The sequence below is a fragment of the Sulfurimonas autotrophica DSM 16294 genome (assembly GCF_000147355.1).
Classification (GTDB): domain Bacteria; phylum Campylobacterota; class Campylobacteria; order Campylobacterales; family Sulfurimonadaceae; genus Sulfurimonas; species Sulfurimonas autotrophica.
This window is the reverse complement of sequence record NC_014506.1, coordinates 507,020-533,480: the sequence shown is the minus strand read 5'-3', so window position 1 is coordinate 533,480 and position 26,461 is coordinate 507,020. Positions and strand designations below refer to the sequence as shown.

28 protein-coding genes are annotated in these 26,461 nt (G+C 36.1%); 8 read left to right on the top strand and 20 right to left on the bottom strand.

Features of this window, described 5'->3' with window-relative positions:
* Positions 1–26: 26 nt before the first annotated feature.
* On the top strand, positions 27–1,616 hold the full coding sequence (gene pckA, locus SAUT_RS02770) for a phosphoenolpyruvate carboxykinase (ATP) (RefSeq protein ID WP_013326358.1): 1,590 nt from the start codon (positions 27–29) through the stop codon (positions 1,614–1,616).
* A gap of 27 nt (positions 1,617–1,643) precedes the next feature.
* On the opposite strand, the gene SAUT_RS02765 is transcribed toward pckA, so the two are convergent.
* A complete protein-coding gene (locus SAUT_RS02765; protein WP_013326357.1) occupies positions 1,644–2,204 on the bottom strand; it encodes a DedA family protein in 561 nt (186 codons plus the stop codon).
* Between the two features lie 75 nt (positions 2,205–2,279).
* Positions 2,280–4,262: an excinuclease ABC subunit UvrB gene (gene uvrB, locus SAUT_RS02760; protein ID WP_013326356.1), complete on the bottom strand. Its 1,983-nt coding sequence runs from the start codon at positions 4,260–4,262 to the stop codon at positions 2,280–2,282.
* A gap of 174 nt (positions 4,263–4,436) precedes the next feature.
* Here uvrB and SAUT_RS02755 point away from each other — a divergent pair, with 174 nt between their 5' ends.
* The gene (locus tag SAUT_RS02755) at positions 4,437–4,865 is read left to right on the top strand and encodes a hypothetical protein (protein WP_013326355.1); all 429 of its coding nucleotides are present in this window, start codon (positions 4,437–4,439) and stop codon (positions 4,863–4,865) included.
* On the opposite strand, the gene SAUT_RS02750 is transcribed toward SAUT_RS02755, so the two are convergent.
* Positions 4,862–6,001, bottom strand: coding sequence for a BaiN/RdsA family NAD(P)/FAD-dependent oxidoreductase (locus tag SAUT_RS02750; RefSeq protein ID WP_013326354.1), 1,140 nt, complete (start codon positions 5,999–6,001; stop codon positions 4,862–4,864). The two genes, SAUT_RS02755 and SAUT_RS02750, sit on opposite strands and share 4 nt — an antisense overlap.
* 92 nt (positions 6,002–6,093) lie before the next feature.
* Between SAUT_RS02750 and rimO the strand changes: the two genes are divergently transcribed.
* Both rimO and tilS read left to right on the top strand, forming a co-directional pair.
* Positions 6,094–7,419: a 30S ribosomal protein S12 methylthiotransferase RimO gene (gene rimO, locus SAUT_RS02745; protein ID WP_013326353.1), complete on the top strand. Its 1,326-nt coding sequence runs from the start codon at positions 6,094–6,096 to the stop codon at positions 7,417–7,419.
* Positions 7,400–8,392 (top strand): tRNA lysidine(34) synthetase TilS, encoded by a 993-nt coding sequence (gene tilS / locus SAUT_RS02740; RefSeq protein WP_013326352.1) that lies wholly within the window; start codon positions 7,400–7,402, stop codon positions 8,390–8,392. Before rimO ends, tilS begins: the two co-directional genes overlap by 20 nt.
* Here the strand turns inward: tilS and SAUT_RS02735 are convergent.
* The 8 genes from SAUT_RS02735 to SAUT_RS02700 are packed head-to-tail and all read right to left on the bottom strand — an operon-like array spanning position 8,338 to position 13,866.
* Entirely contained in the window at positions 8,338–8,895 is a 558-nt protein-coding gene (locus SAUT_RS02735) for a hypothetical protein (RefSeq protein WP_013326351.1), read from the bottom strand. The two genes, tilS and SAUT_RS02735, sit on opposite strands and share 55 nt — an antisense overlap.
* Positions 8,885–9,418, bottom strand: a complete 534-nt coding sequence (locus SAUT_RS02730; RefSeq protein WP_013326350.1) for a hypothetical protein — start codon at positions 9,416–9,418, stop codon at positions 8,885–8,887. The genes SAUT_RS02735 and SAUT_RS02730 overlap by 11 nt, the downstream gene beginning before the upstream one ends.
* The gene (locus SAUT_RS02725; RefSeq protein WP_013326349.1) at positions 9,415–10,434 is read right to left on the bottom strand and encodes a hypothetical protein; all 1,020 of its coding nucleotides are present in this window, start codon (positions 10,432–10,434) and stop codon (positions 9,415–9,417) included. The genes SAUT_RS02730 and SAUT_RS02725 overlap by 4 nt, the downstream gene beginning before the upstream one ends.
* Positions 10,428–11,264 carry a tyrosine-type recombinase/integrase gene (locus SAUT_RS02720; protein ID WP_013326348.1) on the bottom strand — a complete coding sequence of 279 codons (837 nt, stop codon included), beginning with the start codon at positions 11,262–11,264 and terminating at the stop codon, positions 10,428–10,430. Before SAUT_RS02720 ends, SAUT_RS02725 begins: the two co-directional genes overlap by 7 nt.
* Positions 11,245–11,700: a hypothetical protein gene (locus SAUT_RS02715; protein WP_013326347.1), complete on the bottom strand. Its 456-nt coding sequence runs from the start codon at positions 11,698–11,700 to the stop codon at positions 11,245–11,247. The genes SAUT_RS02720 and SAUT_RS02715 overlap by 20 nt, the downstream gene beginning before the upstream one ends.
* Positions 11,690–12,313, bottom strand: coding sequence for a lysophospholipid acyltransferase family protein (locus SAUT_RS02710; protein WP_013326346.1), 624 nt, complete (start codon positions 12,311–12,313; stop codon positions 11,690–11,692). Before SAUT_RS02710 ends, SAUT_RS02715 begins: the two co-directional genes overlap by 11 nt.
* Positions 12,306–13,610: a tRNA (N6-isopentenyl adenosine(37)-C2)-methylthiotransferase MiaB gene (miaB, locus tag SAUT_RS02705; protein ID WP_013326345.1), complete on the bottom strand. Its 1,305-nt coding sequence runs from the start codon at positions 13,608–13,610 to the stop codon at positions 12,306–12,308. Before miaB ends, SAUT_RS02710 begins: the two co-directional genes overlap by 8 nt.
* Positions 13,611–13,620: 10 nt before the next feature.
* A complete protein-coding gene (locus SAUT_RS02700) occupies positions 13,621–13,866 on the bottom strand; it encodes an HP0268 family nuclease (RefSeq protein ID WP_013326344.1) in 246 nt (81 codons plus the stop codon).
* Between the two features lie 298 nt (positions 13,867–14,164).
* Between SAUT_RS02700 and nusA the strand changes: the two genes are divergently transcribed.
* Complete coding sequence (gene nusA, locus SAUT_RS02695; protein ID WP_013326343.1) at positions 14,165–15,301, top strand: transcription termination factor NusA; 1,137 nt, start codon at positions 14,165–14,167, stop codon at positions 15,299–15,301.
* A 133-nt stretch (positions 15,302–15,434) separates the two neighbouring features.
* Here nusA and SAUT_RS02690 read toward each other — a convergent pair whose 3' ends face one another.
* Positions 15,435–16,394, bottom strand: coding sequence for an ABC transporter permease (locus SAUT_RS02690; RefSeq protein ID WP_013326342.1), 960 nt, complete (start codon positions 16,392–16,394; stop codon positions 15,435–15,437).
* A gap of 113 nt (positions 16,395–16,507) precedes the next feature.
* On the bottom strand, positions 16,508–17,785 hold the full coding sequence (locus SAUT_RS02685; RefSeq protein WP_013326341.1) for an OprD family porin: 1,278 nt from the start codon (positions 17,783–17,785) through the stop codon (positions 16,508–16,510).
* A gap of 107 nt (positions 17,786–17,892) precedes the next feature.
* Between SAUT_RS02685 and SAUT_RS02680 the strand changes: the two genes are divergently transcribed.
* On the top strand, positions 17,893–18,333 hold the full coding sequence (locus SAUT_RS02680) for a hypothetical protein (RefSeq protein ID WP_013326340.1): 441 nt from the start codon (positions 17,893–17,895) through the stop codon (positions 18,331–18,333).
* Positions 18,334–18,351: 18 nt separating this feature from the next.
* On the opposite strand, the gene fabI is transcribed toward SAUT_RS02680, so the two are convergent.
* The 4 genes from fabI to gap form a co-directional block, all read right to left on the bottom strand.
* Complete coding sequence (gene fabI, locus SAUT_RS02675; RefSeq protein ID WP_013326339.1) at positions 18,352–19,173, bottom strand: enoyl-ACP reductase FabI; 822 nt, start codon at positions 19,171–19,173, stop codon at positions 18,352–18,354.
* 67 nt (positions 19,174–19,240) lie between these two features.
* Positions 19,241–19,945 carry a triose-phosphate isomerase gene (locus tag SAUT_RS02670; RefSeq protein ID WP_013326338.1) on the bottom strand — a complete coding sequence of 235 codons (705 nt, stop codon included), beginning with the start codon at positions 19,943–19,945 and terminating at the stop codon, positions 19,241–19,243.
* Between the two features lie 3 nt (positions 19,946–19,948).
* Positions 19,949–21,160, bottom strand: coding sequence for a phosphoglycerate kinase (locus SAUT_RS02665; RefSeq protein ID WP_013326337.1), 1,212 nt, complete (start codon positions 21,158–21,160; stop codon positions 19,949–19,951).
* 8 nt (positions 21,161–21,168) lie between these two features.
* Positions 21,169–22,170, bottom strand: coding sequence for a type I glyceraldehyde-3-phosphate dehydrogenase (gene gap / locus SAUT_RS02660; RefSeq protein ID WP_013326336.1), 1,002 nt, complete (start codon positions 22,168–22,170; stop codon positions 21,169–21,171).
* 61 nt (positions 22,171–22,231) lie between these two features.
* Here gap and nadD point away from each other — a divergent pair, with 61 nt between their 5' ends.
* Complete coding sequence (gene nadD / locus SAUT_RS02655; protein ID WP_013326335.1) at positions 22,232–22,804, top strand: nicotinate (nicotinamide) nucleotide adenylyltransferase; 573 nt, start codon at positions 22,232–22,234, stop codon at positions 22,802–22,804.
* On the top strand, positions 22,764–23,081 hold the full coding sequence (rsfS, locus tag SAUT_RS02650) for a ribosome silencing factor (protein ID WP_013326334.1): 318 nt from the start codon (positions 22,764–22,766) through the stop codon (positions 23,079–23,081). The genes nadD and rsfS overlap by 41 nt, the downstream gene beginning before the upstream one ends.
* Here rsfS and mltF read toward each other — a convergent pair.
* From mltF to SAUT_RS02635, 3 genes are read right to left on the bottom strand one after another with little or no spacing between them, the layout of a single operon-like run.
* The gene (gene mltF / locus SAUT_RS02645) at positions 23,067–24,476 is read right to left on the bottom strand and encodes a membrane-bound lytic murein transglycosylase MltF (RefSeq protein ID WP_013326333.1); all 1,410 of its coding nucleotides are present in this window, start codon (positions 24,474–24,476) and stop codon (positions 23,067–23,069) included. The genes rsfS and mltF overlap by 15 nt on opposite strands.
* Before the next feature lie 23 nt (positions 24,477–24,499).
* Complete coding sequence (locus tag SAUT_RS02640; protein WP_013326332.1) at positions 24,500–25,780, bottom strand: ArsS family sensor histidine kinase; 1,281 nt, start codon at positions 25,778–25,780, stop codon at positions 24,500–24,502.
* Positions 25,777–26,439: a response regulator transcription factor gene (locus tag SAUT_RS02635; RefSeq protein WP_013326331.1), complete on the bottom strand. Its 663-nt coding sequence runs from the start codon at positions 26,437–26,439 to the stop codon at positions 25,777–25,779. Before SAUT_RS02635 ends, SAUT_RS02640 begins: the two co-directional genes overlap by 4 nt.
* Between the last annotated feature and the right edge of the window lie 22 nt (positions 26,440–26,461).

Below are 26,461 nucleotides of genomic sequence, written 5' to 3'. Positions count from 1 at the left end.
TTATATTATGTACCACAAGGTAAAGTATGAACTTAACAAAAGAATTAGAAGATTTAGGACTTAAAAATGTAGGTGAGGTTTATCATAATCTCGACTATGATGAGTTAATTAAACATGAACTCCAAAACGGTGAAGTCAGAGAAACCAAAACAGGCGCGACCGCTGTTGATACCGGTATATTCACAGGGCGTTCACCAAAAGACAAATACTTCGTTGACCGTGCGCCTTCAAATCAGTACATTGCTTGGGGTGATGTAAATCAGAAAATTAGTGAAGAAATTTTCAACGAATTATTAGAACTCTCACGTGAACAGCTCTCAGGAAACGACCTTTATGTTACTGATGTGTACAGTGGTGCGAGTCCCGCTTCAAAAAAATCTATTCGTTTTGTGACAGAGATTGCATGGCAGTCACACTTTGTTAAAAATATGTTCATCCGCCCTACTCCCTCAGAATTAGAAGTATTCAAATCAGATTTCACTGTTTTAAATGCTTGTAAAGCTGTAAATGACAAGTGGAAAGAACATGGTATGAACTCTGAAGTTTTTGTTCTCTTTGATGTTGAAAGGAACATGGCTATAATCGGCGGTACATGGTATGGTGGTGAATTGAAAAAAGGTATTTTTTCAATGATGAACTATTGGTTGCCACTTGATGGAAAACTTTCAATGCACTGTTCTGCAAATGTAGGAGAGCGTGGAGACACTGCTCTTTTCTTCGGTTTGAGCGGAACAGGAAAAACAACTCTTTCTACTGACCCTAAACGCGCACTAATCGGTGATGATGAGCATGGTTGGGATGATTACGGTGTATTTAACTTTGAAGGCGGATGTTATGCAAAAGTCATCAACCTTGATGCGAAAAGTGAACCTGAAATCTATGGTGCTATCAAAAAAGATGCACTTTTAGAAAATGTTGTCATGTATGACGAAGGTGAAGTGGATTATGAAGATGATTCTAAAACTGAAAACACTCGTGTCTCATACCCAATCGAGCATATAGAGAACCATAAACCTGATTTAATGGCCGGACATCCTGAAAATATTATCTTCTTGTCTGCTGATGCTTTTGGTGTATTACCTCCGGTATCAAAACTGACTCGTGAACAGGCAATGTACTACTTCTTGAGTGGTTACACTGCAAAAGTTGCCGGAACCGAACGTGGTATTACTGAGCCTGTTGCAACTTTTTCTGCGTGTTTTGGTGAGGCATTTATGACTCTTCATCCTACAATTTATGCAAAACTTCTCGGTGAAAAAATTGACAAGCACAATGTTAATGTTTACCTTGTTAACACTGGATGGACAGGCGGAGAGTATGGTGTTGGAAAACGTATGAGCTTAAAAGACACGCGTGCATGTATCAATGCAATTCTTGATGGTTCTATTAATAATAGTGAATTTGACACAACAAAAACATTTAGACTTCAAGTACCTAAAACATTAGGAGATATTAATCCTGAACTTTTAAACCCTAGAAATGCGTGGGAAGATAAAGAAGCGTTTGATAAAACTCGCGATAAACTTGCAGAAATGTTTGTTAAAAACTTTAAAAGATACCAAGATGCTGAGAGTGAATTTGACTTCTCTGCAGCTGGTCCTAAAGTAGAAAAGTAAAAAGCTTCAAAGCTTTTTACTTTTTTGCTACTTCTTCTTTGTCGCCTTTTCCAGATACAACCAAACAGATCCGCCGATAACTATAAGTATCACAGGTGCTATCCATTTGTTATCACCGATAAAAACTGCAAATTTGCTTAAAACCGCACCAAAATAGTAACTGCTTAAACCAAATGCCAAAGCCCACACAGCAGCTGCAAAAACATTTAATACAGCAAACTTTTTAAAATCGTATTTAGTGAGTGCAATGGCAATAGGTACGACAGTTTTTAATCCATAAATAAACTTTTGAATAAAAATAACCCAATCACCATGCTTTTTAATCAAAATATGAGCAAGTGCCAATTTTCTTCTATGTTTACGCAAACCCTCAACCATCATAGATTTCTGGTATCTTGTCAGCCAAAAGAGTAAAACATCGCCAAGAGCATTTCCTAAAAATGCTATACTGATTGACAATGTCAAGTCCATCTTACCCATAAAGCTCAAAACACTTGCCGCAACAAGCCCAATAAATCCACCGCCTAAAGAGTATATAAAGAGTCCTATATATCCGTATGTTGCTAAATTACTAAATGTATCTTCCATATTTTATTGTTTCCTTATATTTGTTAGTTTCTTTTTTTATAGAGCAAAGTAAATTATATTATTTCTTTTAAAAACTTATAGTTTTTTTATTTTTGTTATTTCATCTCGAAGTCTTGCTGCTTCTTCAAAATTAAGTTCTTTCGCTGCTTGTTTCATCTTTAATGAAAGTTCTTTCACCATAGCTTTTCTTTCACTTGGAGGTATTTTATCTTGTTTTTTATACTTTTGGTAAATATCTCCGTGATCTTCGAGTTTTAAGTTTTCATCTAATGTTCTTTTTGTCGTTTTTGGAGTAATGCCGTGTTCTTTGTTGTAAGCTTCTTGAATTTCTCTTCTTGCAGTCGTTTTGTCTATAGCTCTTTGCATAGAGCCCGTCATTTTATTTGCATATAAAATCACCCGACCGTTTTCATTTCTTGCACCACGCCCAATTGTCTGAACAAGTGCTGTCTCACTTCTTAAAAAACCCTCTTTATCGGCATCCAAAATTGCAACCAAAGAGACTTCTGGTAAATCCAGCCCTTCACGTAGAAGATTAATCCCAATAAGAACGTCAAACTCACCCAAACGCAAAGAACGAATAATTTGGTTACGTTCTATTGTATCAATATCTGAGTGCATATACTGTACTTTTATGCCTAAATCTGCCAGATACTTCGTCAACGCTTCTGCCATCTTTTTTGTTAGTACCGTTATTAAAACTCTCTCATCTTTTACTACAGTCTTTTTTATTTCATCATGTATATCTTCTACCTGATTGTCTGAGGGTTTTATCTCTATAACAGGGTCAAGGAGTCCTGTTGGACGAATAATCTGCTCAGCCTTTGCAACTGACATCTCCAGCTCATACTCTGCAGGGGTAGCTGATACAAAAAGATAATGCGGTGCTTTGTTTATGTACTCATCTGCCTTTAAGGGGCGATTATCGAGTGCTGAGGGCAGACGAAAACCGTAATCGACAAGCACCTCTTTTCTCGCTCTGTCCCCTGCATACATACCACGATATTGAGGTAGAGAAACATGTGATTCGTCGACAATAACAAGATACTCCTTATGGTTTTGTTCAAAATAATCAAGCAGTGTGAAAGGCGCTTCTCCTGGTTTTTTATTTGTCAAAAGTCTTGAATAGTTTTCAATTCCCTTGCACATCCCCGTCGTTTGCAGCATCTCCAAGTCAAATTCCACACGCTGTTTGAGTCTTTGATACTCTAATAGTTTACCCTCTTTTTGAAAGTAGGCTAGTCGCTCGTCAAGTTCTTCTTCTATGCGTTTAATCGCCACGGACATTTTTTCCTGACTTACACTAAACTGTGAAGTGGCATAGATGGTAACGCTTTTATGCTCTTCAAGCTTTTTATTGTCAATGACATCAAAAGTGTAAATGGCTTCTATCTCATCACCGAAAAATTCAACACGTATAGCTTCTTGTTCAAAATAAGGCGGATATATATCTATGCTTTCCCCGTTGACTCGAATATGACCGCTGTCAAAATAGGTGTCATTTCTAGAATACCCCATTTCAACTAAACGAAGTAAGAGTTTTTTTTGTGCTATTTCATCACCGACTGCCAAAGACTGCACCATATTTTGGTACTCTTCGGGGTCACCAAGCCCATAATTGGCAGATACTGAAGCAATAACGATTACATCATCATAAGAGAGCAGATTTGCAGTCGCACTAAGACGTAAGCGTTCCAGTTCATCGTTAATAGCAGAATCTTTTTCTATAAACAAATCCTGACGAGGTATGTAAGCCTCAGGCTGATAATAATCATAATAGGACACAAAATACTCAACATGATTGTTTGGAAAAAATTGACGAAACTCTGAGTACAACTGCGCGGCCAAAGTTTTGTTATGCGTCATTATAATAGTCGGCATCTTCACATTCTCTATGACACGTGCCATAGTATGTGTTTTACCTGATCCCGTCACACCCTCAAGTGTCTGGTAACGATTCCCTTTAAGTATAGAGTCTGTTAATAGTTCTATGGCTTTAGGTTGGTCACCTGCAGGTTGATAAGGTGAAACGACCTCAAAATTTACTTTATTTTTCATTAATGGAATTATAGCATTATTATCTGAGTAGTTTTAAGAGCTTTTGCTAAAAAACTATTGACATTATTCATTTTTACTTATGTTCAGAACATAGTATAAATAAAAAATTACTATAAGATATTATTTTAAAAATTTATGCTATGATTAATATACATAATAAAAAGGGGTATCGATATGGCAAAAAAATTACTACTGACAGGCTTAACAGCACTGTTATTATCAGTTACATCACTCGCGGCATATGATTTAAAATCAAATATGTTACAGCTTAATTCAGAACTTAGTGAAGTTCAAAGGACCTTTATGATAAGTGATCAAGAAGGCGTAAAAAAATCAATACTGAAATTTGCAAAACATGCACAAGATTTGCTTGGAAATAAAGAGAAGTTTAAAACTATGCTTCCTAAGAATAAGCAGTACAAAGTGAATGAAGCAGTTATGGCTGCACAAATTATAGAACATAATGTTCAAATAATATTAGATGCTATAAATAACAAATACCAGCAATCAGGCAGAACTCGCAGAGAAAATTCACAGGTAGCTTATACTTACATAGAGGGTGCGTGTTTTCGTTGCCATAATCTAGTTCGTGACGACTACTAAAATACTTTTGCACAGGAATAAGCACTTGAAAAGGCCCATTGGAAGTTGTAGCCTCCAAGCTCTCCTGTCACATCTACTACTTCACCTATAAAATAGAGGTTTTTTACTTTTTTAGACTCTAATGTATTGCTATCGAGTTCTTCTGCCAAAACACCGCCTCTGCTTACTTCGGCTTTGGTAAAACCAAAGTTGCCCGCAGGAGCAAAGGTATAATTGTGCAATGATTTTAAGAGTTCTTTGTCATTTTTACTCAGTTTGGAGCACTCTTTGTCTTTAAAATCTATGGCGGACAAAAGAGCTTTTGAGAGTCTTTTTGGCAAAGGAATAACAGAACTTACAAGTTTTTTGCTCTTTTGTGTCAAATCCAAAATATTTTTATTTGGTAAGAAGTCTATGCTGATATCGCCTTTTTTCCAATAAAGTGAAGCCGATAAAATTGCAGGTCCGCTGATGCCTTTATGGGCAAAAAGCATCTCTTCTTTCAGCACTCTGTCTGCGACCTTTACATGTACATAACAGCTCAATCCGCTTAAGTTTTTCATCCAAAACTGCTCTTTTTGCAAAGTCAATCCTACAAGTGCAGGCGTAAACTCTTTGACACATATAGTAAAACTTTTTGCGATTTTGAGTCCTATATCACTTGCACCGAGTGTTTGAAAACTCTTACCACCGGTAGCTACAACAACTTTTTTTGCTTTGTATATATTTTTATCTGTTGTGACACTAAAAATATCATCAGACTTGGTTACATGTAAGATAGTATTATTTAAAATGATTTCACTCTTTTTGACATTTTTTTTCAAAACATTGATAATATCATCAGAAGAGTTTTTACAAAAATAATAACGTCCTTTTCTGAGTTCAAGTTCTACTCTGTTTCTATCTAAAAAGTCCAGTAAATCATCTTTTGAAAACTTTTTAAATGCTGAACTTATCAGCCCTTTATCACCGTCAAAATTATCTATCTGTACACTGACATTTGTTATATTACATTTGCCTCCACCGGATATTTTGAGTTTTTTGGCGGGTTTTTCATTGCTGTCAATTATAGCAACACGCATTTTTTTAGACAGATTGGCTGCACACATCAATCCACTTGCACCGGCTCCAAGAATTATCACATCATAGTTTTTCATAGGCTAATTATACGCTATAATTACACAAATATATGGTAATTCAAAAATTAATTTTGAATTACCATGGGACAAATAAATTATAAAGAAGAAATATGAGTAACAAACTCCACATAGTTTCACTTGGATGCACCAAAAATCTGGTTGACACAGAAGTGATGATGGGAAAACTACAAAATTTTGAACTCACAGACAACAATGAAGAGGCTGATGTCATCATTGTCAATACCTGCGGTTTTATTGACGCGGCGAAAGAGGAGTCACTCAACACAGTACTTTCACTCCATGATGCAAGAAAAGAGGACTCTGTTCTTGTGATGGCGGGATGTTTGAGTGAACGTTATCAGGATGAGCTGATGGAGCAGATTCCTGAAGTGGATATTTTTACGGGTGTGGGTGATTATGACAAAATTGATGAGCTTTTGGTTGCGAAAAAAAGCCGTTTTTCTGATGAAGTTTTTTTAATAGACGGAGCCGAACGTGTTGTAACGGGTTCTAGCTATCATGCCTACATTAAACTCTCAGAAGGATGTAACCAAACATGCAGTTTTTGTGCGATTCCTTCATTTAAAGGCAAGCTGCATTCACGTGATTTGGACTCTATAGCCAAAGAGGTTGAAGGACTTGTAGCAAAAGGATACTGGGACTTCTCTTTTGTGTCACAAGACTCAAGTTCATACCTGCGTGACCAAAATGTAAAAGACGGACTTTCACTGCTGATGCAGAGAATAGAGCTTATAGAAGGTGTGAAATCTGCTAGAATTCTTTACCTTTACCCATCAACTACAAGTATGAAACTTTTACAAAATATTGGCAAAAGCAAGATTTTTCACAACTACTTTGATATGCCTATTCAGCACATCAATGATGATATGCTTCGTATTATGAAACGTGGTTTTGGTAAAGAAAAAACACTTGAACTTTTAAACTATATGCAAAGTCTGCCAAACTCTTTTGTGCGCACAAGTTTCATTGTCGGGCATCCACATGAAACACAGGAAATGTTTGACGAAATGTGCGAATTTGCTGAAAATTTCAGCTTTGACCGCATCAATGTTTTTTCTTATTCTGATGAAGAGACAACTTCAGCATATGATATGCAAGATAAAATTTCAGATGAAGTCAAAGCCGAGCGTGCACAAATTCTTGGCGATATTGCGGCAGAGTGTACAAAAAAATCACTCCAAAAAGAAGTCGGCAAAACACGTCAAATTGTAATAGATGGAGAAAGTGATGAGCATGAGTACCTTTTAAGTGCAAGAGAACTCATCTGGGCACCGGAAATTGACGGTGAACTTTATGTCAATGACAGAACTGTTGATGAAGAACTGGAATTTGGTAAAATTTACCCGGCAAAAATCACAGAACTTGTCGGTAATGTTCTCACGGCAACCGTAGACAATGCTGCACAACAAGACTAAAGAAGATCTGCGTAAAAGTAAAAATCTTCTGGCATTTTCTGCCGGAGGCGACTCCACTGCCCTGCTTTTTATGCTCTTAGAAAATAACATTCCCTTTGATATCGCCATTGTTGATTACGGCACAAGAGAGCAAAGCAAAGAAGAAGTTGCCTATGCAAAAGCACTTGCAAAACAATATAACTTTACATGTAACGTACATCAGGCAAAAGAGATTGAAAGTAATTTTGAAGCCAATGCCAGAAAAATACGCTATGACTTTTTTGAAACACTTATACAAGAACATGATTACGACACCCTTCTAACAGCCCATCATTTGGGAGACAGATTTGAGTGGATGCTTATGCAGTTTTGCAAAGGTGCAGGCTGTGCAGAGCTTGCGGGTATGCAGGAAAAGGCGCTGCGCAATGGTTATATACTTTACAGACCGCTTTTACATGTAGACAAACAAGAGCTGCTGGAGTACTTACATGGTAACAATATAAAATACTTTGAGGATAAAAGCAATAGTGATGAAAAGTATACACGCAATACTTTTAGACACAACTATACAAAGCCTCTCTTAGAGAAATATCTGCAGGGCATTAAAAAAAGTTTTAAGTATATAGATGCAGATGTGCAAGATTTAATACAAGACTCCCCCTTAAAAAAGATAAATGAGCTAGTCTGCTTTAAAAAAACACCTACGTCAAGAAATGATATATATCTGATTGATAAATATTTAAAATCGCTCAATCATCTCATGAGTGGTGATGAAAAAAAACAGCTTCAAGAAAAGCAGACAGTAGTAATAGGCAGAAAATACATTGCAACAACTCTGCGGGATTATATTTGTATAGCACCCTACATCAAAGCTGAAAATATGCCAAAAAATTTTAAAGAGAAGATGCGTCTCTTACATGTAGAGCCGAAATTAAGAGGTTATTTGGCTACGGACTCTGAAGCAGTTGAGTTTTTATCTTTGTTATTGGTATAAACTTTCATAGTAAAAGATGATTTTATCATCTCTCCGTCACGTTTAAAATCAATAGGAAAATTCACACCGATTATCCAGTCACTTTTGTTGAGTGCATCCAAAAAGTCATAAAAATTTGTCGGTGAACTTATTTGTGATGTTGTATTGACTTCGTATGTCGCAAAACCTTCTTCATCTTTGGAACGCGTAATCTTGGAAACACGTAATGATGAGAAAAAGATTTTATGCTGTTTTTCAAACCTATCTGGATTAAAAGCCGTGTCAAAAGCAGTTATAATATGTCTGTTTTTACTTTGTAAATCTTTGAATGTTGTAAGAGTATCATCATGAAAATTCTGATACTTGCGCAACTCCGAATTTTCTTTACGCAGCTCTAGTCTAGATTCACGATATTGTTTTCCCTTAGGAATTAAAATGCCAAAAGAAAAGATAATCACAAATAAAAAAAGAAAAATAGATATGAGTAAAATATATAAATAATGACGAGAAATTTTAATTTTCACTGTCTAACTCCTCTATTTGTGATTCATCCATATAATTTGTAGATACAAACATAAGCCAGCCATTTTTCGCAGGATAGAAACTGCTGTATGTTTTATGAAATATTGAGCGTAAAGGTGCTTGCAACATAAAATTATAAACATCTTTATTTGGTGTAATGCCATAAAGGATCAAACCATTTTTTAAAAGTTTTACACGTGATAAAGTGATACGCTGTGGCACTAAATCAAATAGGTTTGCAATAGAATCTTTTAAAACCATATTTTGTGTAAATACTTTTTCTGCCAAGGCTTTTTGCTTTTGAATAAAACTTATTTGCTTTTGCATGTGTTCTGTATTGGCTTTTAATTCCTTTTTATTCTCTATTATCGTCCGCTTGTCTTTTTCAAATGTATAATCTTTATACAGTAAAAATGCATATGTTGTAAAAAGCATAATAAGCGTAATAGCAAAAAAAGTGAAAATTATTTGTAGCTCCGGCGTAATAGGCGTTTTCTTTCTTGGTTTTATATAGCTGTATTTCATAAACCAAGCTCCATTTTTGCAAGTTCACATACTTCTACCCCAAGGTCAGCGCGTCTTACATAGACATTGAAAAACATCTCTTCTTCAAGATACTTTTTCAAATCATTTGTCACACCTGCACAATCAGCAATATAAACGTTTTCTATAAATCTGCTTTCATATTTGTCATCTCTATAAAAATTTGCAACTGCCGACTGCATCAAAGAAAATCTTTGATAATCTTCATTAAAAGCTTCATTCTCTTCATCTTCTGGCAAAATCTTATCACTCTCATACAGTTCTTCTTCTACATCTTTATTATCTGAAAACTCATCAATATCTTCAAGAGAATCTAAATCTTCAATATCGCCGAATTCATCTAAAGAGTTTATATCACCCTCATCAACGTCTATATCTTCTAAGTCAATGCCACTGTCCAAGTCCAAATCTTCTTCAATATTTTCATTTAGTAAAATATCTTCATTTTCATCCCCCGTGAGCATATCTAAATGCTCCGCGTATAAAAGTTGTGAATTTTCAAAAACTGCTACAGAGATAAAACCGTCTTGAACGAGAGCATACATAGCCAAATTATTGTTGATTTTATCTTGAAAGAAATTTGCCAAAATAACAAAAGGAGAAAATATCATATCAATTCCGATATCTTCATACTCGCGTTCTATCTGGTGAATATCATTTTTTGCAGTATAAAAGTTCCATTTATTATCAAAACATTTGTACTCAGACATCGACAAGTCATAATAATAACTCAACTTATTCTTTTCACATGTAGGTATGGCTCCCTGAACTATGGAAGTGTCTAAAATAGATATGTAAAAATATGGAGATTCTTTTATGTACTCAGATATGAAGTCATACATTTGATTGTTAAGTAAAGTTGTATTAAACTCTGTGCTTACTTCATCGACAATACCTTTTTTTGAGCATAATTCTATATGAACTAATGTGCTCTCTCTTTGGACAACAATATTAACAAGGACTTTAAGGTATAAAGATTCCAGTATTGTACTCAGCACTCACTATCCCCTAACGGGTGTGCTTTGTTGTAATTTTGTTGTTTCAATGCACTGCCTAATTTTGTATATATCTGCGTTGTTGCCATCGATGAATGTCCTAACAGCTCACTTACATCGACTATGGGTGCTCCCCCATTTAACAAAGAAGATGCATAAGAGTGACGAAGCTGGTGGGGCGTTACTTTCAAAGCTACACGCTTAAATATTTTAGTTATCATATATCTTAGACTATTTTCGCTTAATCTTTCGCCATTTTTCTCAAAAAGGAATTTTTTTACCACAAAAGTCGATAAATATTCATCAATTAATGCTCTTGTAGTTCCCAAAAGCGGTATATCTCTTTGTTTATTACCTTTTCCTATAACTCGTATCCATTCATTGGTAATATTATGAAGTTCTAAAGATGCAAGCTCAGAGATACGTAACCCTAATGTATATAACATGACTGCAAGCAGCTTTTCCTGCAAATCAGACTGAGAAAGAGCTTCTAAAATATGTGCATGTGACACAGGCTTGGGTAGTGTTTTTGCAACCTTTATGCTCTCATCTGCCTGCAGTGCTACATGTAAACCCTGTTCATTTAAAAACTCGACAAAACTTCTAATAGCACTTAACTTTTTACTGATTGTTTTTGCATTTAAGCCGGCTATATAAATGCGGTAAGGCATCAAATTAAAAACAGTGTGCCCGTCTTCTTGCACTATCTCTATATATTGAAATGCTTCACCAAGAACATCGGCGTAAGTTTTTACAGTCAATTCGGAATACCCTCTATACTCTTCTAAAGAGACGAGGAACTCTTTTTTATATTTATTTATTGACTTTCTCAAGAAGCTTCTCAAAATCACTATAATACTTTGCTGCTTCACGCACCAGCTTGTTGTCTGTGATAACACTCGGAGCAAGTTTTTTATAAGAATCAACCATTATTTCGCTCATAAGTTTTATTCTGGCTCTATCGGCATCACTTATTGTATCTTTTGCTGCTATTTGATTAATCTCAGTCATATATTGTTTTGCCTGGTCTATATACTTTTTATATTTTATAGAGGTCTTTGATTGTGCCATTATGGTTGACGCCATGCGGTTATAAACATCTATGCTAAAGGCTTCGTTTGCCACTTTATACGCTTCTTCATAATCACCTATCTTATAATAATACTGTGCTTCTATAGATTTTTCATAGGATGGATTGACTAAAAAATAAATACCCATAATTGCTAAAAAAAGAGCGGCTAAACCCGGAAAAAGAAATTTATTGTTCATGTTTGAGTAACCCCTCTTTTATTAAGGTCCTGGCTTCTTCAAGTTCAAGCCCTCCAATATCTATTAAATCACTGATGTAATAGGTAATTGTACCAAAAGGTTTGGGAATAACAAACTTATCCCATGAATTTAGCTGCCAAAAACTGCTCGGCTTAATCTCTACAAGCGTGATTTTTACATCTGCTTTTTGTGCCATGACAATGATGCCGTCAGCAACTTCATGCCTGGGACCTTTGGGACCGTCAGGCGTAATACCCAAATCACAACCCTCTTTTAAAGCCTTTATAGCCTGCAGCAGTGCTCTTGCAGCATTACGTCTGCTTGAACCTCTAATGGTTCCAAAACCAAAATAGCTGAGTGTTTTTGCTATAAGTGTACCGTCAAAATGGTCTGAGATTATAAGTTTGACATGCGGAGTTTTTCTGTATTTTAAATAAGCATAGGGAATCATCAAAAGTTCTCCGTGCCAGCAAGCCATAATGAAATTTTCATCTGAGAGCTCTTGAGGCGCATGAAAAACTTTTTTATTTGTTTTGTAGAGTATTTTTATAAGCACAGAGCCTATAAAAGGGAGAAGATAAAGAGCTAGCTTTCTGCTGATTTTTTTAAGCAACGATTTCGCCTGTTAAAATTGTTCTGCCGATTGAAGTAATTTTAACATCTCTAAACTCTCCTAACAGTTCTTCTGAACCCTTTACTTTAATAACAAGGTTGTTGTCGCTTCTGCCTGAGACAAAATTATCTTTGTTCAAGTTTTCAAAATATACTCTGAAAGTCTCTCCCAAATACTTAGTATTTATCTCATCCAAAAGTTCATTATGTAGTGACTGCAGGTATGCAAGTCTGTCTGACGCCACATCTTCATCGACTACATTTGTAAAGTGTTCTGCTTCAGTCTCAGGACGAGGCGAATACTTAAATGAAAAAATCTGATCAAATTTGACCTGCTTCATAACATCAATGGTATCAGCAAAATCTTCATCGCTCTCACCCGGAAATGCCACAATGATATCTGTAGAAATACTCACATCAGGACAGACTGAACGAAGTTTTTGCACACGGTTTAAAAACCACTCTTTTGTATATCCGCGTTTCATCTCTTTAAGCACTTTGCTTGAACCGCTTTGCAGAGGCATATGCATAGATTTACAGATTTTAGGGTTTTTGGCAAATTCTTCTATAAATTCATCGTCCATATGAAAAGGGTGCGGAGATGTAAAACGGATGCGTTCGAGTCCTTCTATTTTTGAAAGTCTGCGTAAAAGCTCTGTAAAATTCACCTTTTCGTGTTCACTTGATGAAAAACGGCGACCGTAATTATTGACATTTTGACCAAGTAAAAATATCTCTTTAGCGCCATTATCTACAGCCCGTTTGGCTTCATTAATAATCAAATCATCAGGAATAGAAATTTCATCACCACGTGTTTTTGGGACAATGCAATAGGTACACTGCTTGTCACAGCCGATGGAGATGTTAATGTATGCCTTATAAGAAGAGGTTCTAAAGTCATCAAAAGCGAATTCGCTTTCATCATAATTGATGTCAATCTCAACCGCTTTGTCTTTATGCAAAACTTCACCAATTTTAGAAACATTTCTCGCACCCAGAACAAAGTTCACATAAGGAGCACGCTTAATAATCTCTTCACCAAGATGAGAAGCTGTACATCCGCAAACACCGATTTTTGCGGATGGCTTTTTTCTTTTTTTAAAACCGCCGAGTTCAGAAAAAAGCTTATGCACCGGGCGTTCTCTTACTGAACAGGTATTTATTAAAATAAGGTCGGCATCTTCGAGGTTTTGTGTTGTTTCATAGCCCTCTTTTTCACGTAATTGAGCTATCATATGCTCAGAATCACGACTATTCATAGCACAACCCAAAGTTTCAATAAATAACTTTTTACTCATAAACTGCTCTCTAACTCATTATGTGAACTTGGTACATGTAGTCATTGTCTGACAACCCGTACTTCACTTCACTCATATAAAAACTTTTTCCCATTGCCTCATAATGATCTTGAAGCTCCAGCAAATCTTTATGCGAATTTTCTCTGTCAAAATAAAATATAATACTGTCATTTTTTGCTACTTCTGCATCCAACTTAGCCAAATCAGCTTTCTTAGGTTTTGCATCTAAATCAGTTCTTGCGAATTTCAAATCCATTTTTCTTTTCCTTTAATTTATAAATAAATTCAAGGGAACCTTTTATTCCCTATTTATACGCCAAAGGAAGTAATTCCTTTGACTACGTTAACACTAGGTTTTCTTCGGCAGAAAGCCCACGCCACCTTGTGGCTATTTTATATCACTCTAAAAAGTTTTGGATTATACTTTATATCTACTAAAAACTGGGTTAAAGATGTTTTTAGTAGATCTTTGGTATAATTATGCACTTCAATAAGAAATCCCCCACATAACAATTATCAATGTCAGATTTCTTAAAAATACCAAGGAATTAACTATGGAAAAAATTTTAGATATAGCCGAAGCTATCGGACATGAAAAGGGTTTACAGCCTGAAAAAGTAATGGAAGCGCTCAAAACAGCTTTCGTGCAAACTGCAAAAAGAGTTATCGGACAAAACTTTGCTTTTGAGGCACAAATTGATGAAGACACAAAAAATATAAAAATTGTCCAAACAATTACAGTTGTTGCAGATGATGATGAAAAACTACAAGATGAGGAAGTTGCTCCTGCATACATTTCGCTTACAGAAGCCAGAGAATATGATGACCAGGTAGAACTCGGCGACCAGCTGCAAATTGACCATGATTTAGAAGACTACGGAAGAACTGCAGCCTCACAACTGCACCGCGAAATAGAATACCATATACAGAGACTTGTAGAAGATGAAATTTACAACAAATACAAATCAAAAGTCGGTACCCTTGTCAGCGGTCGTGTCACACGTGTCGATGCACAAAACAACACATATATAGAAGTAGATGAAATTCGTGCAGTGCTGCCGATGAAAAGTCGTATAAAAGGTGAAATATTCGATGTAGGCGACCATATAAAAGCTGTTGTAAGACGTGTAAATATGGACAAAGAAAACGGTATGCAAATCGAGCTTTCACGAACAAGCCCAAAATTTTTAGAAGCACTGTTAGAGCTTGAAGTACCTGAAATAGCAGAAGGTTCTGTAATTATAGAAAAAGCTGCACGTATTCCAGGTGAGCGTGCAAAAATCGCTCTTTTAAGTACACATCCTCAAGTAGATGCTGTCGGTGCGACTGTCGGTGTAAAAGGTGTACGTATAAATGCGGTAAGCCAAGAACTTATCGGTGAAAACATTGACTGTATAGAGTACACAACTATTCCTGAACTTTTTGTATCTCGTACTATGAGTCCTGCTATCATCTCTCATGTAGAGATTGTCAAAAATGAAGAAGGCGAAAACGAAAAAGCCATCATCACTCTGCCTGCAGATCAAAAAAGCAAAGCAATCGGAAAAAGCGGTATCAATATCCGTCTGGCTTCAATGCTCACAGGCATGCAGATAGAACTTCTTGAAAATGATGCTGTCACTACAAATGAAGATGGTACAGTCGAAGAGAAAAAAGAAAATGTTGACGCGTTAGAGGCACTTTTTAGTTAATAACGTTTACATGTAAAAATGGAGTTGTGTGTCTCTAAAGCCTAAAAGGCAAGGTTAAAACCTTGCTTCCGAAGAGAATGTTTTTCGGAACCTAGGACTGTACGTCTTTCAAGCAACACAGCCCCCGAGTTCCCTACCCTCTACTCATATACGGATTCAATTTCACAAGTATCAAATCCGCTATCATATTCCCCAGTAATGTCAGTAATGCCGTTATCATTAGTATTCCCATAATTATAGGATAATCACGCGAAAGTGCTGATATATAAAATAACTGCCCCATTCCCTCTATACCGAAAATTGACTCCAAAATAACACTTCCGCCGATAAGCCCAGGTAATGAGAGTCCTAACAGAGTTATAATCGGCGGCATTAAATTCGGCAGTATATAATACCGCAGCAGCTCTTTTTCTTGTAATCCTCGCGACAAAGCAAAAAAGTAATAATCACTTTTGAGTATTTCCAAAGTCAGCGAACGCACATAAATAATCATGCTTCCAAGCCCTGTAAATATCATCACAGCTATAGGAAGAGTCACATGCCATGCCATATCTATATAGTTTGCAAAGCCTTCTTTTGGCTCAATGGCGTGCAGCCCTGCTATAGGAAACCACTCCAGTTTAATAGAAAACACAATAATCAACAGCAGTGCAAGATAAAATGAAGGCATGGAAAAAGAGACCAAAGAGATTTGACGTATAATATAATCACTTTTTTTTTCAAACGAAAGTGCCGCTTTTATGCCCAAATACAAAGACAAAACAAAAACAACGACAAGAGAGATGATGTTCATCCACAGTGTAATAGGCAGCCGTTTGAGTATTTCACTGCTTACATCCTGCCCGCTGACAAAAGAGATACCGAAGTTCAGTGTTAAAAGATTTTTTATCCAGTCAATATACTGAGCAAAAAGAGGTTTATCAAGCCCGTACACGGCTTTAAGTTTTTCTATTGCCTCTTTTGTCATATTTGGATTCAGTTCCCCTGCTCCAAAAAAGCTGTTTGGTGCTGCGTGTATTGCTAGAAAGGAGATGATGGAAATGAGTAATAACATAAAAATAATGTAAGAGAGTTTTTTTATAAGTGTTTGCATAAAAAATTATAACATAAAAGAAAAGATGATTATGAACTTGTCTTTGAAAGTTTTAAAAGAGGGGAACTAACTCCCGTCAGGGAATTAGTTGTACTTCGAGTTTAGGGGTTAGACTAGAAGTTTAATGTTAAATAAGCTTGAATTGCATTTGTTGTTTCATCATCACCAACAGTTGCAGTTTTAACATCTGAATAGATATAAGCTAAAGTTGCATCTAATGGTCCAAATGATTTACCAGCAGTTAAAGTAAATTCAGTCATATCATTATCACCTGCAGCTGCAGTTTGATCTGCATCAGTATAGTAAAGACCTAAGTCAAATAAACCTTGAACCGGAGATGTAATAGTAATGTTATATGCATCAGTATCAGTTTGAGTTATTTTCCCATAGTTCCACCATGCTTCAGTATATAATTTTGATTGTGCTGTACCAGCTGCTGTTGCAGTATTGAAACCAGCATAACCAATTGTACCATTATCATTCACTGAAGAATAAGCTATGCTTGCAGCAAATAAATCTTTCATTTCATAACCTAATTTTACTGCATATACATTATCTGCTTTAGCACCAGAAGCAACAGATTTTACAGAAGTATATTGAACGCCAGCAGTAAGACCTTCAGCGCCTAAAGAACCAGCATCTAAATCAGCTTGTAACCAATATGCATCTGCAACAGCAGTTACGTTATAATACCATGCTTGAGCAGTTAATGGTTTAAATGAGTTATTAACTACACCGATAGCATAAGCACCTGATTTACCATAAGTGTCAAATGCACCATCTTGGTTTACTACTGCACCCATTGCAACAGGACCTTGAGGCATAGTTGAACCACCAAGACTTTCTGTACCATTTCCATTCCCTACATAAGCACCAACTAAAGTAGTATCAGGGACATCTTGATTTATAACTACTGCCGCTTCAAAAGTATTTTTCTCAATTGTCCAAGTTTCTGTAAATGCTAATGGAGTGTCTAATTCCATACGACCGATTTTTGCAGTAGTTTTACCAGCAGTTGCTGCCAACCACGCTTCAGTCATCCAGTTAGGAGTACTTACATGTGCACCACGGCTTGATGAGTTTCCCTTAATACCATGAGCTCCACCCCATACAGAGCTAACAAGGTTTTGCTCTAATCCAAGAGTAGAAAGTACTGTATAACCAGCACCTGCACTCACTGCAACAGTACTGTTTTTAATTAAGTCTGTTGTAACATTTAAGTTAATAGCAGTATCTGCTGCACTATTATCTTTATCAAATAAAGAATTACTTCCTGCATCAGTTGTGTTGTAGAATAAGTTAGCATCACCACTAACTTTTGTGTTTTCAATTGCAAATGCACTTGAACCTATTAGTAGCGCAGCCACCAAACTCATTTTTGTAAATTTCATATTTTCTCCTTATCTTTTTACAAATTTCACGGGTAGTATAGCATAAGTCTTTCTTAACTTTCGATTAAAATGATTAATTATTATACAAAATAAGATATAATTACCATATGAAACAATTAATTACAACATCACTAACAGCATCTCTATTTATTTTACTGAGTGGTTGCGCTACTGACGCTCCTGTGGCACCATCACAAAATAGTGATTTAAATAAGATAACTAATTCAAACGGCAAAGAAAAACCGGGTTTAATACAAAAAAGTCTCGATAGTTGGCTCAAAAATGAGTGGACACTTACTGTAAATAAAGACAAAAAGGTACAAAAGAAGTATCTTAAAAAAGCAGATGGAAGTCTTAGTAAAGACACGAACAATAGCACTGAAAAAATAGACAACGATACTGAAGTAAAATATGTAGAGAAAGAGGACAGAAACTTTACACTTCAAGAGTATATTGATAAAGCATCAGCGTATATGAAAGTACATCCGTCTGATGATAAAGATTCTAATGTTCAAAAATTGGAGAGTATGCCTGTTATTGGGAAGTAAGCTTACTTACATGTAAGCTTATTTACAAGCATCCCAGGAAAGCACTGTTTTCCCCTCTTCATTTGTCTCAGCCATTGCCATACCCATAATGTTATAACCTGCATCTACATAATGAATCTCACCTGTTACACCTGAACTTAAATCACTCAGCAGGTACATAGCAGAATTGCCCACCTCATCTATAGTGACGTTTTTCTTCAGCGGTGCATTCACTTCATTCCAGTTAAGTATCTGTTTAAAGTCACCTATACCCGCTGCGGCAAGTGTTCTGATTGGTCCTGCTGAAATTGCATTAACACGCTGTCCTTTTTTACCTAAATCTACTGCCATATATCTTACACTTGATTCTAGTGCTGCTTTTGCAACGCCCATAACATTGTAGTTGACTATGTATTTTGGTCCGCCAAGGTATGAAAGTGTCAGTATTGATGCATCATCAGACAAAACAGACTCCAAACGGTTTGTTAAATCAATGAAAGAGTAAACTGAAATATCCATAGCGATTTGAAAAGCCTGTTTTGTTGTTTTCATAAAAGGTTCAGAGAGTGCCTCTTTTGGTGCAAAAGCAACAGAATGTACTAAAAAGTCAATTTTTCCGAAATCTTTTTCGATTTTTGCAGCTATGCCAGACATATGCTCTTCGTTTGAAACATCAAGTTCATATACATATTCACTGCCAAACTCTTTGGCTATGGGTTCAACTCTTTTTTTAAGTGCATCATTGAGGTATGTAAAAGCCATCTCGGCACCTTGTGCTGCACATGCTTTTGCTATTCCGTATGCTATTGATTTATTGTTTGCAAGGCCTACGATTAGGCCTTTTTTTCCTTTCATTAACATCTGTGTTTTTTCCTTATAATTAAATTTTAATTTTTAAAGACTCAAGAGGCAAGGTTACAGAAAAAATTTAGTTTTTTCCTAATTCCTCTGCTGCTTGTATCATGGAGCAAAAGTGGTCTGCATACAGAGCCGCACTTCCTACTAAAACACCATCAACATTTTCTACTTTCAAAATATCTTTGACATTGTTTACTTTGACACTTCCTCCATATAAAAGCGGTGCGGATGATTTTTTCTTCAGCTCTTTATGTATGTCTTGTATATCTTCTAGTGTCGGTACTTTTCCCGTGCCTATTGCCCATACAGGTTCATACGCAATAACTAGGTTTTCATACTCCGTGTCGATACCTTCATATTGATTATATATATATGTAAGCATTTCTTCTTTTGAGGACTCCCTCACTGCAAGAGGCTCACCCACACAATAAACGATTTTAAAACCCTGTTCTTTAAAATAATCGAACTTTTTTGCTATAAATTCTTGACTCTCACCTAAAATATGACGACGTTCACTATGTCCTATAAGTATAGTTTTAATTCCAAACTCGTTTAAATGATCAAGTCCTATTTCCCCGGTAAAAGCACCATGCTCTACAGGGTAGGCATTTTGCGCTCCGATAGTTATCTTTGTGTCATAACCGTCAAGTGATGATGTTGCAGGAAAAACCAGAACCTCTTGTGAACTGTTTTGTACACATGTTTGCAATTGTTTTATATACTCATGTGTCGCACTTCTTGTAAGGTTTGTTTTCAAATTCGCTGCAATTATCATCTTTTAGTCCTTTGTTTGAGTCATTTTAATCATTAGCGGTTCAACACCGGGAAGCGTTTTACCTTCTAAAAGTTCCAGCGAAGCACCGCCTCCTGTTGAGATAAAGCTAATATCTTCATCAACACCGACTCTTTGCACCAAGTCAGCCGTATCTCCGCCGCCGACAACAGTTGTAGAGTAGCTGTCTGCCACAAAATGCGCTATCTTAGATGAACCTCTTGCAAATTTATCCATTTCATAGACACCCATAGGTCCATTCCATAAAATAGTCTGCACATCATTGAGCCCTTCTCTGTAAAGTCTCACAGTGGCCGGACCGATATCCAGTCCCATCCATTCATGCGGAATTTCCTGTGCGGTTACAATTTTACTTACCGAATCTTCTGAGAACTTTTGTGCTGCAACAACATCAACCGGCAGATAAAACTTCACACCGAGTTTTTTAGCTTCATCCATTATATGCTGTGCTTCTTCAAGCAAATCATCTTCTACCAAAGAAGCTCCGATCTCATAGCCCATCTGCTTTAAAAATGTAAAAGCCATACCGCCGCCGATAAAAATCTTATCTACTTTTGGAAGTAAATTAACGAGAGCTTCAAGTTTTCCAGAAACTTTACTCCCGCCTACTATGGCTGCAAAAGGGCGTACAGGGTTATTCATCAATTTAGAGAAAAAATTTATTTCTCTCTCGAGTAAAAAGCCTGCAGCTTTATGCTCATTATCAAAAAACTTTGTAATACCATGAACAGAAGCATGCGCGCGATGACTTACACCAAAAGCATCATTCACATAAAACTCTGCCATTGAGGCAAGTTTTTTTGACAACTCTTCATCATCTTTTGTTTCACCCGGTTCAAAACGTAAATTTTCAAGCAACAGCACTTCATGGCGCGGAAGTTTGCGTGCTATTTGCATTGTCACATCATCTACTACACCCGGTGCTAATTCAACATGACGTTTTAAAAGCTGCTGCAGTCTTCTTGCTATCGGTGCCATAGAGTATTTTTCTACAACCTCACTTTTTGGACGTCCAAAATGTGATGCTAAAATAACAGCACAATCCTGGTCAAGACAATAATTTATAGTAGAAATAGCAGAACGAATCCGACGGTCATCCGCGATATTGCCAAATTCATCCATCGGTACATTAAAATCACATCTTATAAAAACTTTTTTATCTTTTAAATTTAATTTTTTCAGTTGTAGTAGTTCCAAATTGTTTCCTATTTTGAAATATGGAGTGCCATATCTAAGAGTCTTGATGAATATCCCCACTCATTGTCATACCATGCCATAACTTTTATCATATTGCCGCCGATAACCTGTGTCAAATCTTCTGCGACGATTGAGCTATAGTTACACCCTACAAAATCCTGAGAAACTCTCATCTCTTTGTCCATCAGTAAAAGACCTTTAAGTCTCGTATTTGCCATTTCATTAAATACAGCAGTCACTTCTTCTTTTGTAGTGTTTTTTGAAACAACAACATTTAAATCAACCATGGAAACGTCAGGCGTTGGAACACGTACTGACTGGCCATGAAGCTTGCCTTCAAGCTGAGGCATAACAAGACTGATGGCTTTTGCGGCACCTGTCGTTGTAGGAATCATATTTATAGCACCGGCACGTGCACGACGTTTGTCTTTTGTATGCTTTACATCTAAAATATTTTGATCATTTGTGTAAGAGTGAATAGTCGTCATCAAACCTTTTTCAATGCCAAAAGCATCGTCAAGCACACGGGCAACAGGACCAAGACAGTTTGTAGTACATGAAGCGTTTGATACTATTTTTTGTCCTGCATATTTTTCTTCATTTACGCCCATTACAAATGTCGGTGTCGCTTTATCTTTTGCCGGAGCAGAGAAAAGAACTTTTTGAATACCATTGTCAATATGCACCTGTGCAGACTCTTGTGTTAAAAACACGCCTGTACACTCTAAAACCATATCAGCGCCGCAATCAGCAAACTTCAGATTTTTAGGGTCACGGTCAGAAAAAACTCTTATTTTTTTACCGTCAATTGCAATATTTTCATCATCAAGCTGCACAACTTCGCTCTCAAATGTTCCGTGAACAGAATCATTTTTCAACAGATACATCATCATATCTATACTTGCAGTGTCGTTTATAGCTACAACTTCCACATCATCTCTTTTGTGTGCAATACGTGCTACACAACGACCTATTCTACCAAATCCATTAATTGCTATTTTTAGTGCCATTATATATCCTATATAAAATAATTGGGTAATTTTATCCAAAATTAGTTATAATTCGCATTAAATGAAAACAATAGCACTTTACGGAGGTTCATTTGACCCTCCACACCTCGCGCATGAGGCAATAGTCAAGGCTTTAAGAGAACTGGATTTTATAGATAAAGTGGTAGTGATGCCTACTTTTTTAAATCCGTTTAAAGAAACTTTTACAGCTCCGGCTGAGCTGCGATTACAATGGCTCAAAGATATTTTTTCATCTTATGAAGATGTCCAAGTCAGCTCGTATGAAGTCGATTTGAAAAAAAAAGTACCGACTATTGAGACGGTAAAATATTTACTCAATAGTTACGACAAAGTTTATTTGATTATTGGCGCTGATAATTTAAAGTCACTGCATCAATGGTATAAATTTGATGCACTAAAAAGAGTGGTAACATTTATAGTTGTAACAAGAGATGAAATTGCTATACCAAAAAATTTCATTCGACTTGATTTACATGAAGATATTTCTTCATCAGATTTAAGAAAAAATTTTGACAGCTTAAAAATACCAAAAAAAGTTAGAGATAAAATAACACAATATTACAAGGAACACAATGCAAAACAGAATACAAAAAATAGCAGATACACTCGATAAGAACAAGGCCGAATCTATAGAGGTTTTTGACCTCCGTGATAAAAACTACTTTGTAGATTATGCCATTATAGCTTCTTCACTTGGACAAAAGCATACAACTGCACTTTTAGACCATTTAAAAAATGACTTGAAGCCAGAAGAACATTTTAATAATGTTGATGAGAGCGGTGACTGGGTTGTCGTTGACTTAGGCGATATACTTATTCATATTATGACTCCAGAATACAGAATCAAATACGATATGGAAACATTTTTAGGTGAATTAGGGAATCACTAAAGCCTTTTTTTGTTTATCTAAAATATCTTTATAGTTGTATATAGATTCAACATATTTTACAGGTTCTGCTCCTCTTGCATATCCGTATTTCAGATTTCTGTAATACTTTTTTTGTGAAAGCAGCGGCAGGACTATTTTCAAATCACTCCAAACATTCTGATTTAACCCAAGTTTTTTTGCCAATCTTTGCGCATCTTTTATATGTCCCATTCCTATGTTGTAAGCGGCTAGTGCAAATTTTAATCTGTTTTCGCCCTCTACCTCTTTTGGAACAAATTTTATCATCTGTTTGAGATGTCTTGTGCCGCCAATAACACTCTGTTTGGGATTAAGTCTGTTTTTAACGCCTAAAATTTTTGCTGTACGTTTTGTCAGCATCATCAAACCGCGCACGCCTGTAAAACTTTTCGCCCGCGGATTCCAGTGTGATTCCTGATACGCAACAGAGGCTAAAAGCGTCCATGGAATTTTAAATTTTTTAGCGGCACTTTGAAAATATTTTTCATATTTTGGCAGTCTGCTTTTCATCCTTTTATAAAACATTTTTGTATTATAATAATCAAAAAAGAGTATATAGCTGTAGTAGTGGTCTTTTAACTGTGTCATCATTCCTTTTTGATTATAATCGTTCAGCCAGGCATACATATCTGCTTCAAGTTTCTTTTCATTTTTTGGTAATAACCATGCCAGTTGTTCTCTGCCGCTGACAGAAAATGCAAGGGCAATTTCGGGGAAGTATCGTAAATTCAACGCATAAATATTTGAGTCGGCTATTGTACAGTCTATTTCATGGTTGGCAACTTTTTCAAGCAGTTCTTCTGTGGAGTATTCTGAGGTTGTTGTAGCATTTATTTCAAAGCCGTCTGCTTGAAGTGATTTGATTGTTTCGCTGTAACTTGTGTCATCGCCTACCATGATGCTCAGTCCTGCCAAATCTTCAACATCTCTTGGAAACTTTGAACTGCGCAGCATTCCCCGGTTACATATCACCTGTTCTTGTACTTCAAAATAAGAAGGACCAAAATGAAACTTCTGCTCTCTTTGTGGTGTTTTTGCCAAAGATGCCGATGTTATATGAATATTGGGATTTTTAGATAATTCTATAGCTTCTTTAATAGTATGAGCAGCCGTAATATTTAAATCTACACCTAAATGGTCTGCATATGATTGAAGTAAATCATATTCAAACCCCTGTGGTCCTTCTGTTCCGATATAATAAGTTGAAGGAGCATTTAAAAGCACTACATTCAAGTTCTTTGCTTGTTTGATTCTATCTAAAGTAGAAAGCTCTTCTTTTTTTATATATGGCACATACGCAGTATGGCTCAACCAGCCAAATGCAAAAAAAGAAAGTGCAAAAAAGAGGAGTAAAAAGCTGTCAAGGTATTTATTCATTGCATTAGTTTACATTTTTAAACTTATGCGAATATAAAACGATTGACTCCATTTTCATACTCATGTGCTAAGACTTCTCCATGTGCTTTTAATATAGAATCAACAAGATAGAGTCCTAACCCAAAGCTGTTTTTTGATGGGTTTTCTTTTGTAAAAGGCTCTATATAATACTGCAAAGGATGTGCCAGACACTCGCCTTTACTTTCAAAACAAAGTTCATTTTTGTCATTCATAAGAATTGTTATATGCGAATCAGTTGAATACTTCATAGCATTATCTATCATGTTCTTAATAGCTGTTGTATAGAGTCTGTAGTTTACATGTACTTTTATTTTTCCACTGATTTTCATTGTTACATGTTCTTTGTCAACCATAGCCATGTCTATGGCGCCGTCTATCACATCAAGCAGCCTATACTCAGAAAAATCCTTTTTATCATCCAGACTTGTCACCTCTTCTATCATGGCAAATTCAGTAACTAGCGTTTCTAAACGTTTAAAAATAGAGCTGAACCTGTCTCTTTGTTTTTGAGAATCGAGCATCTGAGTAGCAATTGTACCCTTGGCAATCGGCGTTTTAAGCTCATGCATCAGATTTCTCAAAAAGAGCGTACGGGATTCTAAAATAGTGTTTATTTTTTGTCGTGCATGTTCAAGTTCATTGGCAACGGCCCCAATTTCATCATCTCTGTTTGTTTTAAAAGATATGTCCATATTTCCATTACCGTAAAGTTCAATCTTTTTTCTCAATCTGATTAATGGGCGTAATCTTTGCAGTATCAAAATAAAAGAAAGGCTGATAATCATAAATATTGTAATATATGAGTAAAGCAAATTAATATAACTGTATGGCTTTAGTTCATTGTCTTTAATCAAAATATCGCCGTTTGGCGTCTCTATATGAAAATATATATTTCTTTTATACTGAATCATTGTCGCCCGGAGGTTTGTCACGACATTTTTTGTATATAAACCTTTGTCGTTTATAAGCAATGAAGTGTTAAAACTTTTAAAACCTTCCCTCTTGAGGATTTTGCCTTTTTCAAATATCTCTTTTTTAAGTTTTTCATCTTTTGTTACTTCTAAATTATACACAGCCAAATTGGCTTCAAGCATAATCTCAGAACTTTGACGCTGCTGATGCTCACGATAAATTTGGGTAATAACTGAATATTTTGTAAAAATATGGTTGATGTACTGCTCTTTATTGAGTTTGTAAAACTCCCAAAAGATTGCACTCAAACTCACGAGAGAGACTGTCAGTGCAAAAAGAACAGTAAGTAAAACAGCGTGGCGTTTTATCATTTGAGAAGTTTGTACCCTACTCCGCGGACGGATTCTATAAGAGATTTGTCTCCGAGTTTATTTCTAATACGTCCCACCATAACATCTATACTTTTGTTGGATGAGTCTTCATTGATGGCATTGACGTTATGAATCAAATCTTCACGTGAAACGACTAAGCCCTGTTTGCTAATCATATAGGATAATATGCCGAACTCTGCATTAGTAAGATCTATATTACGACCTTTATAGCTAATAGTCATCGTTGATTTATCGCATTTAAAATCACTTTTAGACTCGGCTTTTTCTTCACTTTTTGCTTCATAACGACGCAGTACGGAGTGAATTCGTGCTTCAAGTTCTCTCGGGTCATACGGCTTTGGCAGATAATCATCTGCACCGAGTTCAAGTGCTTTTATTTTATCAGTTACATCACTTCTCGCACTTGATATAATTATAGGAATATCCTGACGCTCGCGAATAGCCTCGCATACTTCCAGCCCGTCCATACCCGGCAAAGTAAGATCCAATATAACCAAGTCAAAAGGTTCTAATTTTAATATACTTACTGCTTTAAAAGGGTCATCTTCGGTGATAACCTCAAACTCAAATTGTTCAAGATACTCTGTAAGTATCTCCGCCAGTTCCAAGTCATCTTCAATCATTAATATTTTTTGCATAATTTATTTTAACTAATATAAT

What these genes read in the sequence shown, in the direction of transcription:
- pckA (WP_013326358.1), top strand. Translation starts at nt 27, where the DNA reads ATGAACTTAACAAAAGAATTAGAAGATTTAGGACTTAAAAATGTAGGT.
- SAUT_RS02765 (WP_013326357.1), bottom strand. Translation starts at nt 2,204, where the DNA reads ATGGAAGATACATTTAGTAATTTAGCAACATACGGATATATAGGACTC.
- uvrB (WP_013326356.1), bottom strand. Translation starts at nt 4,262, where the DNA reads ATGAAAAATAAAGTAAATTTTGAGGTCGTTTCACCTTATCAACCTGCA.
- SAUT_RS02755 (WP_013326355.1), top strand. Translation starts at nt 4,437, where the DNA reads ATGGCAAAAAAATTACTACTGACAGGCTTAACAGCACTGTTATTATCA.
- SAUT_RS02750 (WP_013326354.1), bottom strand. Translation starts at nt 6,001, where the DNA reads ATGAAAAACTATGATGTGATAATTCTTGGAGCCGGTGCAAGTGGATTG.
- rimO (WP_013326353.1), top strand. Translation starts at nt 6,094, where the DNA reads ATGAGTAACAAACTCCACATAGTTTCACTTGGATGCACCAAAAATCTG.
- tilS (WP_013326352.1), top strand. Translation starts at nt 7,400, where the DNA reads ATGCTGCACAACAAGACTAAAGAAGATCTGCGTAAAAGTAAAAATCTT.
- SAUT_RS02730 (WP_013326350.1), bottom strand. Translation starts at nt 9,418, where the DNA reads ATGAAATACAGCTATATAAAACCAAGAAAGAAAACGCCTATTACGCCG.
- SAUT_RS02715 (WP_013326347.1), bottom strand. Translation starts at nt 11,700, where the DNA reads ATGAACAATAAATTTCTTTTTCCGGGTTTAGCCGCTCTTTTTTTAGCA.
- miaB (WP_013326345.1), bottom strand. Translation starts at nt 13,610, where the DNA reads ATGAGTAAAAAGTTATTTATTGAAACTTTGGGTTGTGCTATGAATAGT.
- SAUT_RS02700 (WP_013326344.1), bottom strand. Translation starts at nt 13,866, where the DNA reads ATGGATTTGAAATTCGCAAGAACTGATTTAGATGCAAAACCTAAGAAA.
- nusA (WP_013326343.1), top strand. Translation starts at nt 14,165, where the DNA reads ATGGAAAAAATTTTAGATATAGCCGAAGCTATCGGACATGAAAAGGGT.
- SAUT_RS02690 (WP_013326342.1), bottom strand. Translation starts at nt 16,394, where the DNA reads ATGCAAACACTTATAAAAAAACTCTCTTACATTATTTTTATGTTATTA.
- SAUT_RS02685 (WP_013326341.1), bottom strand. Translation starts at nt 17,785, where the DNA reads ATGAAATTTACAAAAATGAGTTTGGTGGCTGCGCTACTAATAGGTTCA.
- SAUT_RS02680 (WP_013326340.1), top strand. Translation starts at nt 17,893, where the DNA reads ATGAAACAATTAATTACAACATCACTAACAGCATCTCTATTTATTTTA.
- fabI (WP_013326339.1), bottom strand. Translation starts at nt 19,173, where the DNA reads ATGTTAATGAAAGGAAAAAAAGGCCTAATCGTAGGCCTTGCAAACAAT.
- SAUT_RS02670 (WP_013326338.1), bottom strand. Translation starts at nt 19,945, where the DNA reads ATGATAATTGCAGCGAATTTGAAAACAAACCTTACAAGAAGTGCGACA.
- gap (WP_013326336.1), bottom strand. Translation starts at nt 22,170, where the DNA reads ATGGCACTAAAAATAGCAATTAATGGATTTGGTAGAATAGGTCGTTGT.
- nadD (WP_013326335.1), top strand. Translation starts at nt 22,232, where the DNA reads ATGAAAACAATAGCACTTTACGGAGGTTCATTTGACCCTCCACACCTC.
- rsfS (WP_013326334.1), top strand. Translation starts at nt 22,764, where the DNA reads ATGCAAAACAGAATACAAAAAATAGCAGATACACTCGATAAGAACAAG.
- mltF (WP_013326333.1), bottom strand. Translation starts at nt 24,476, where the DNA reads ATGAATAAATACCTTGACAGCTTTTTACTCCTCTTTTTTGCACTTTCT.
- SAUT_RS02640 (WP_013326332.1), bottom strand. Translation starts at nt 25,780, where the DNA reads ATGATAAAACGCCACGCTGTTTTACTTACTGTTCTTTTTGCACTGACA.
- SAUT_RS02635 (WP_013326331.1), bottom strand. Translation starts at nt 26,439, where the DNA reads ATGCAAAAAATATTAATGATTGAAGATGACTTGGAACTGGCGGAGATA.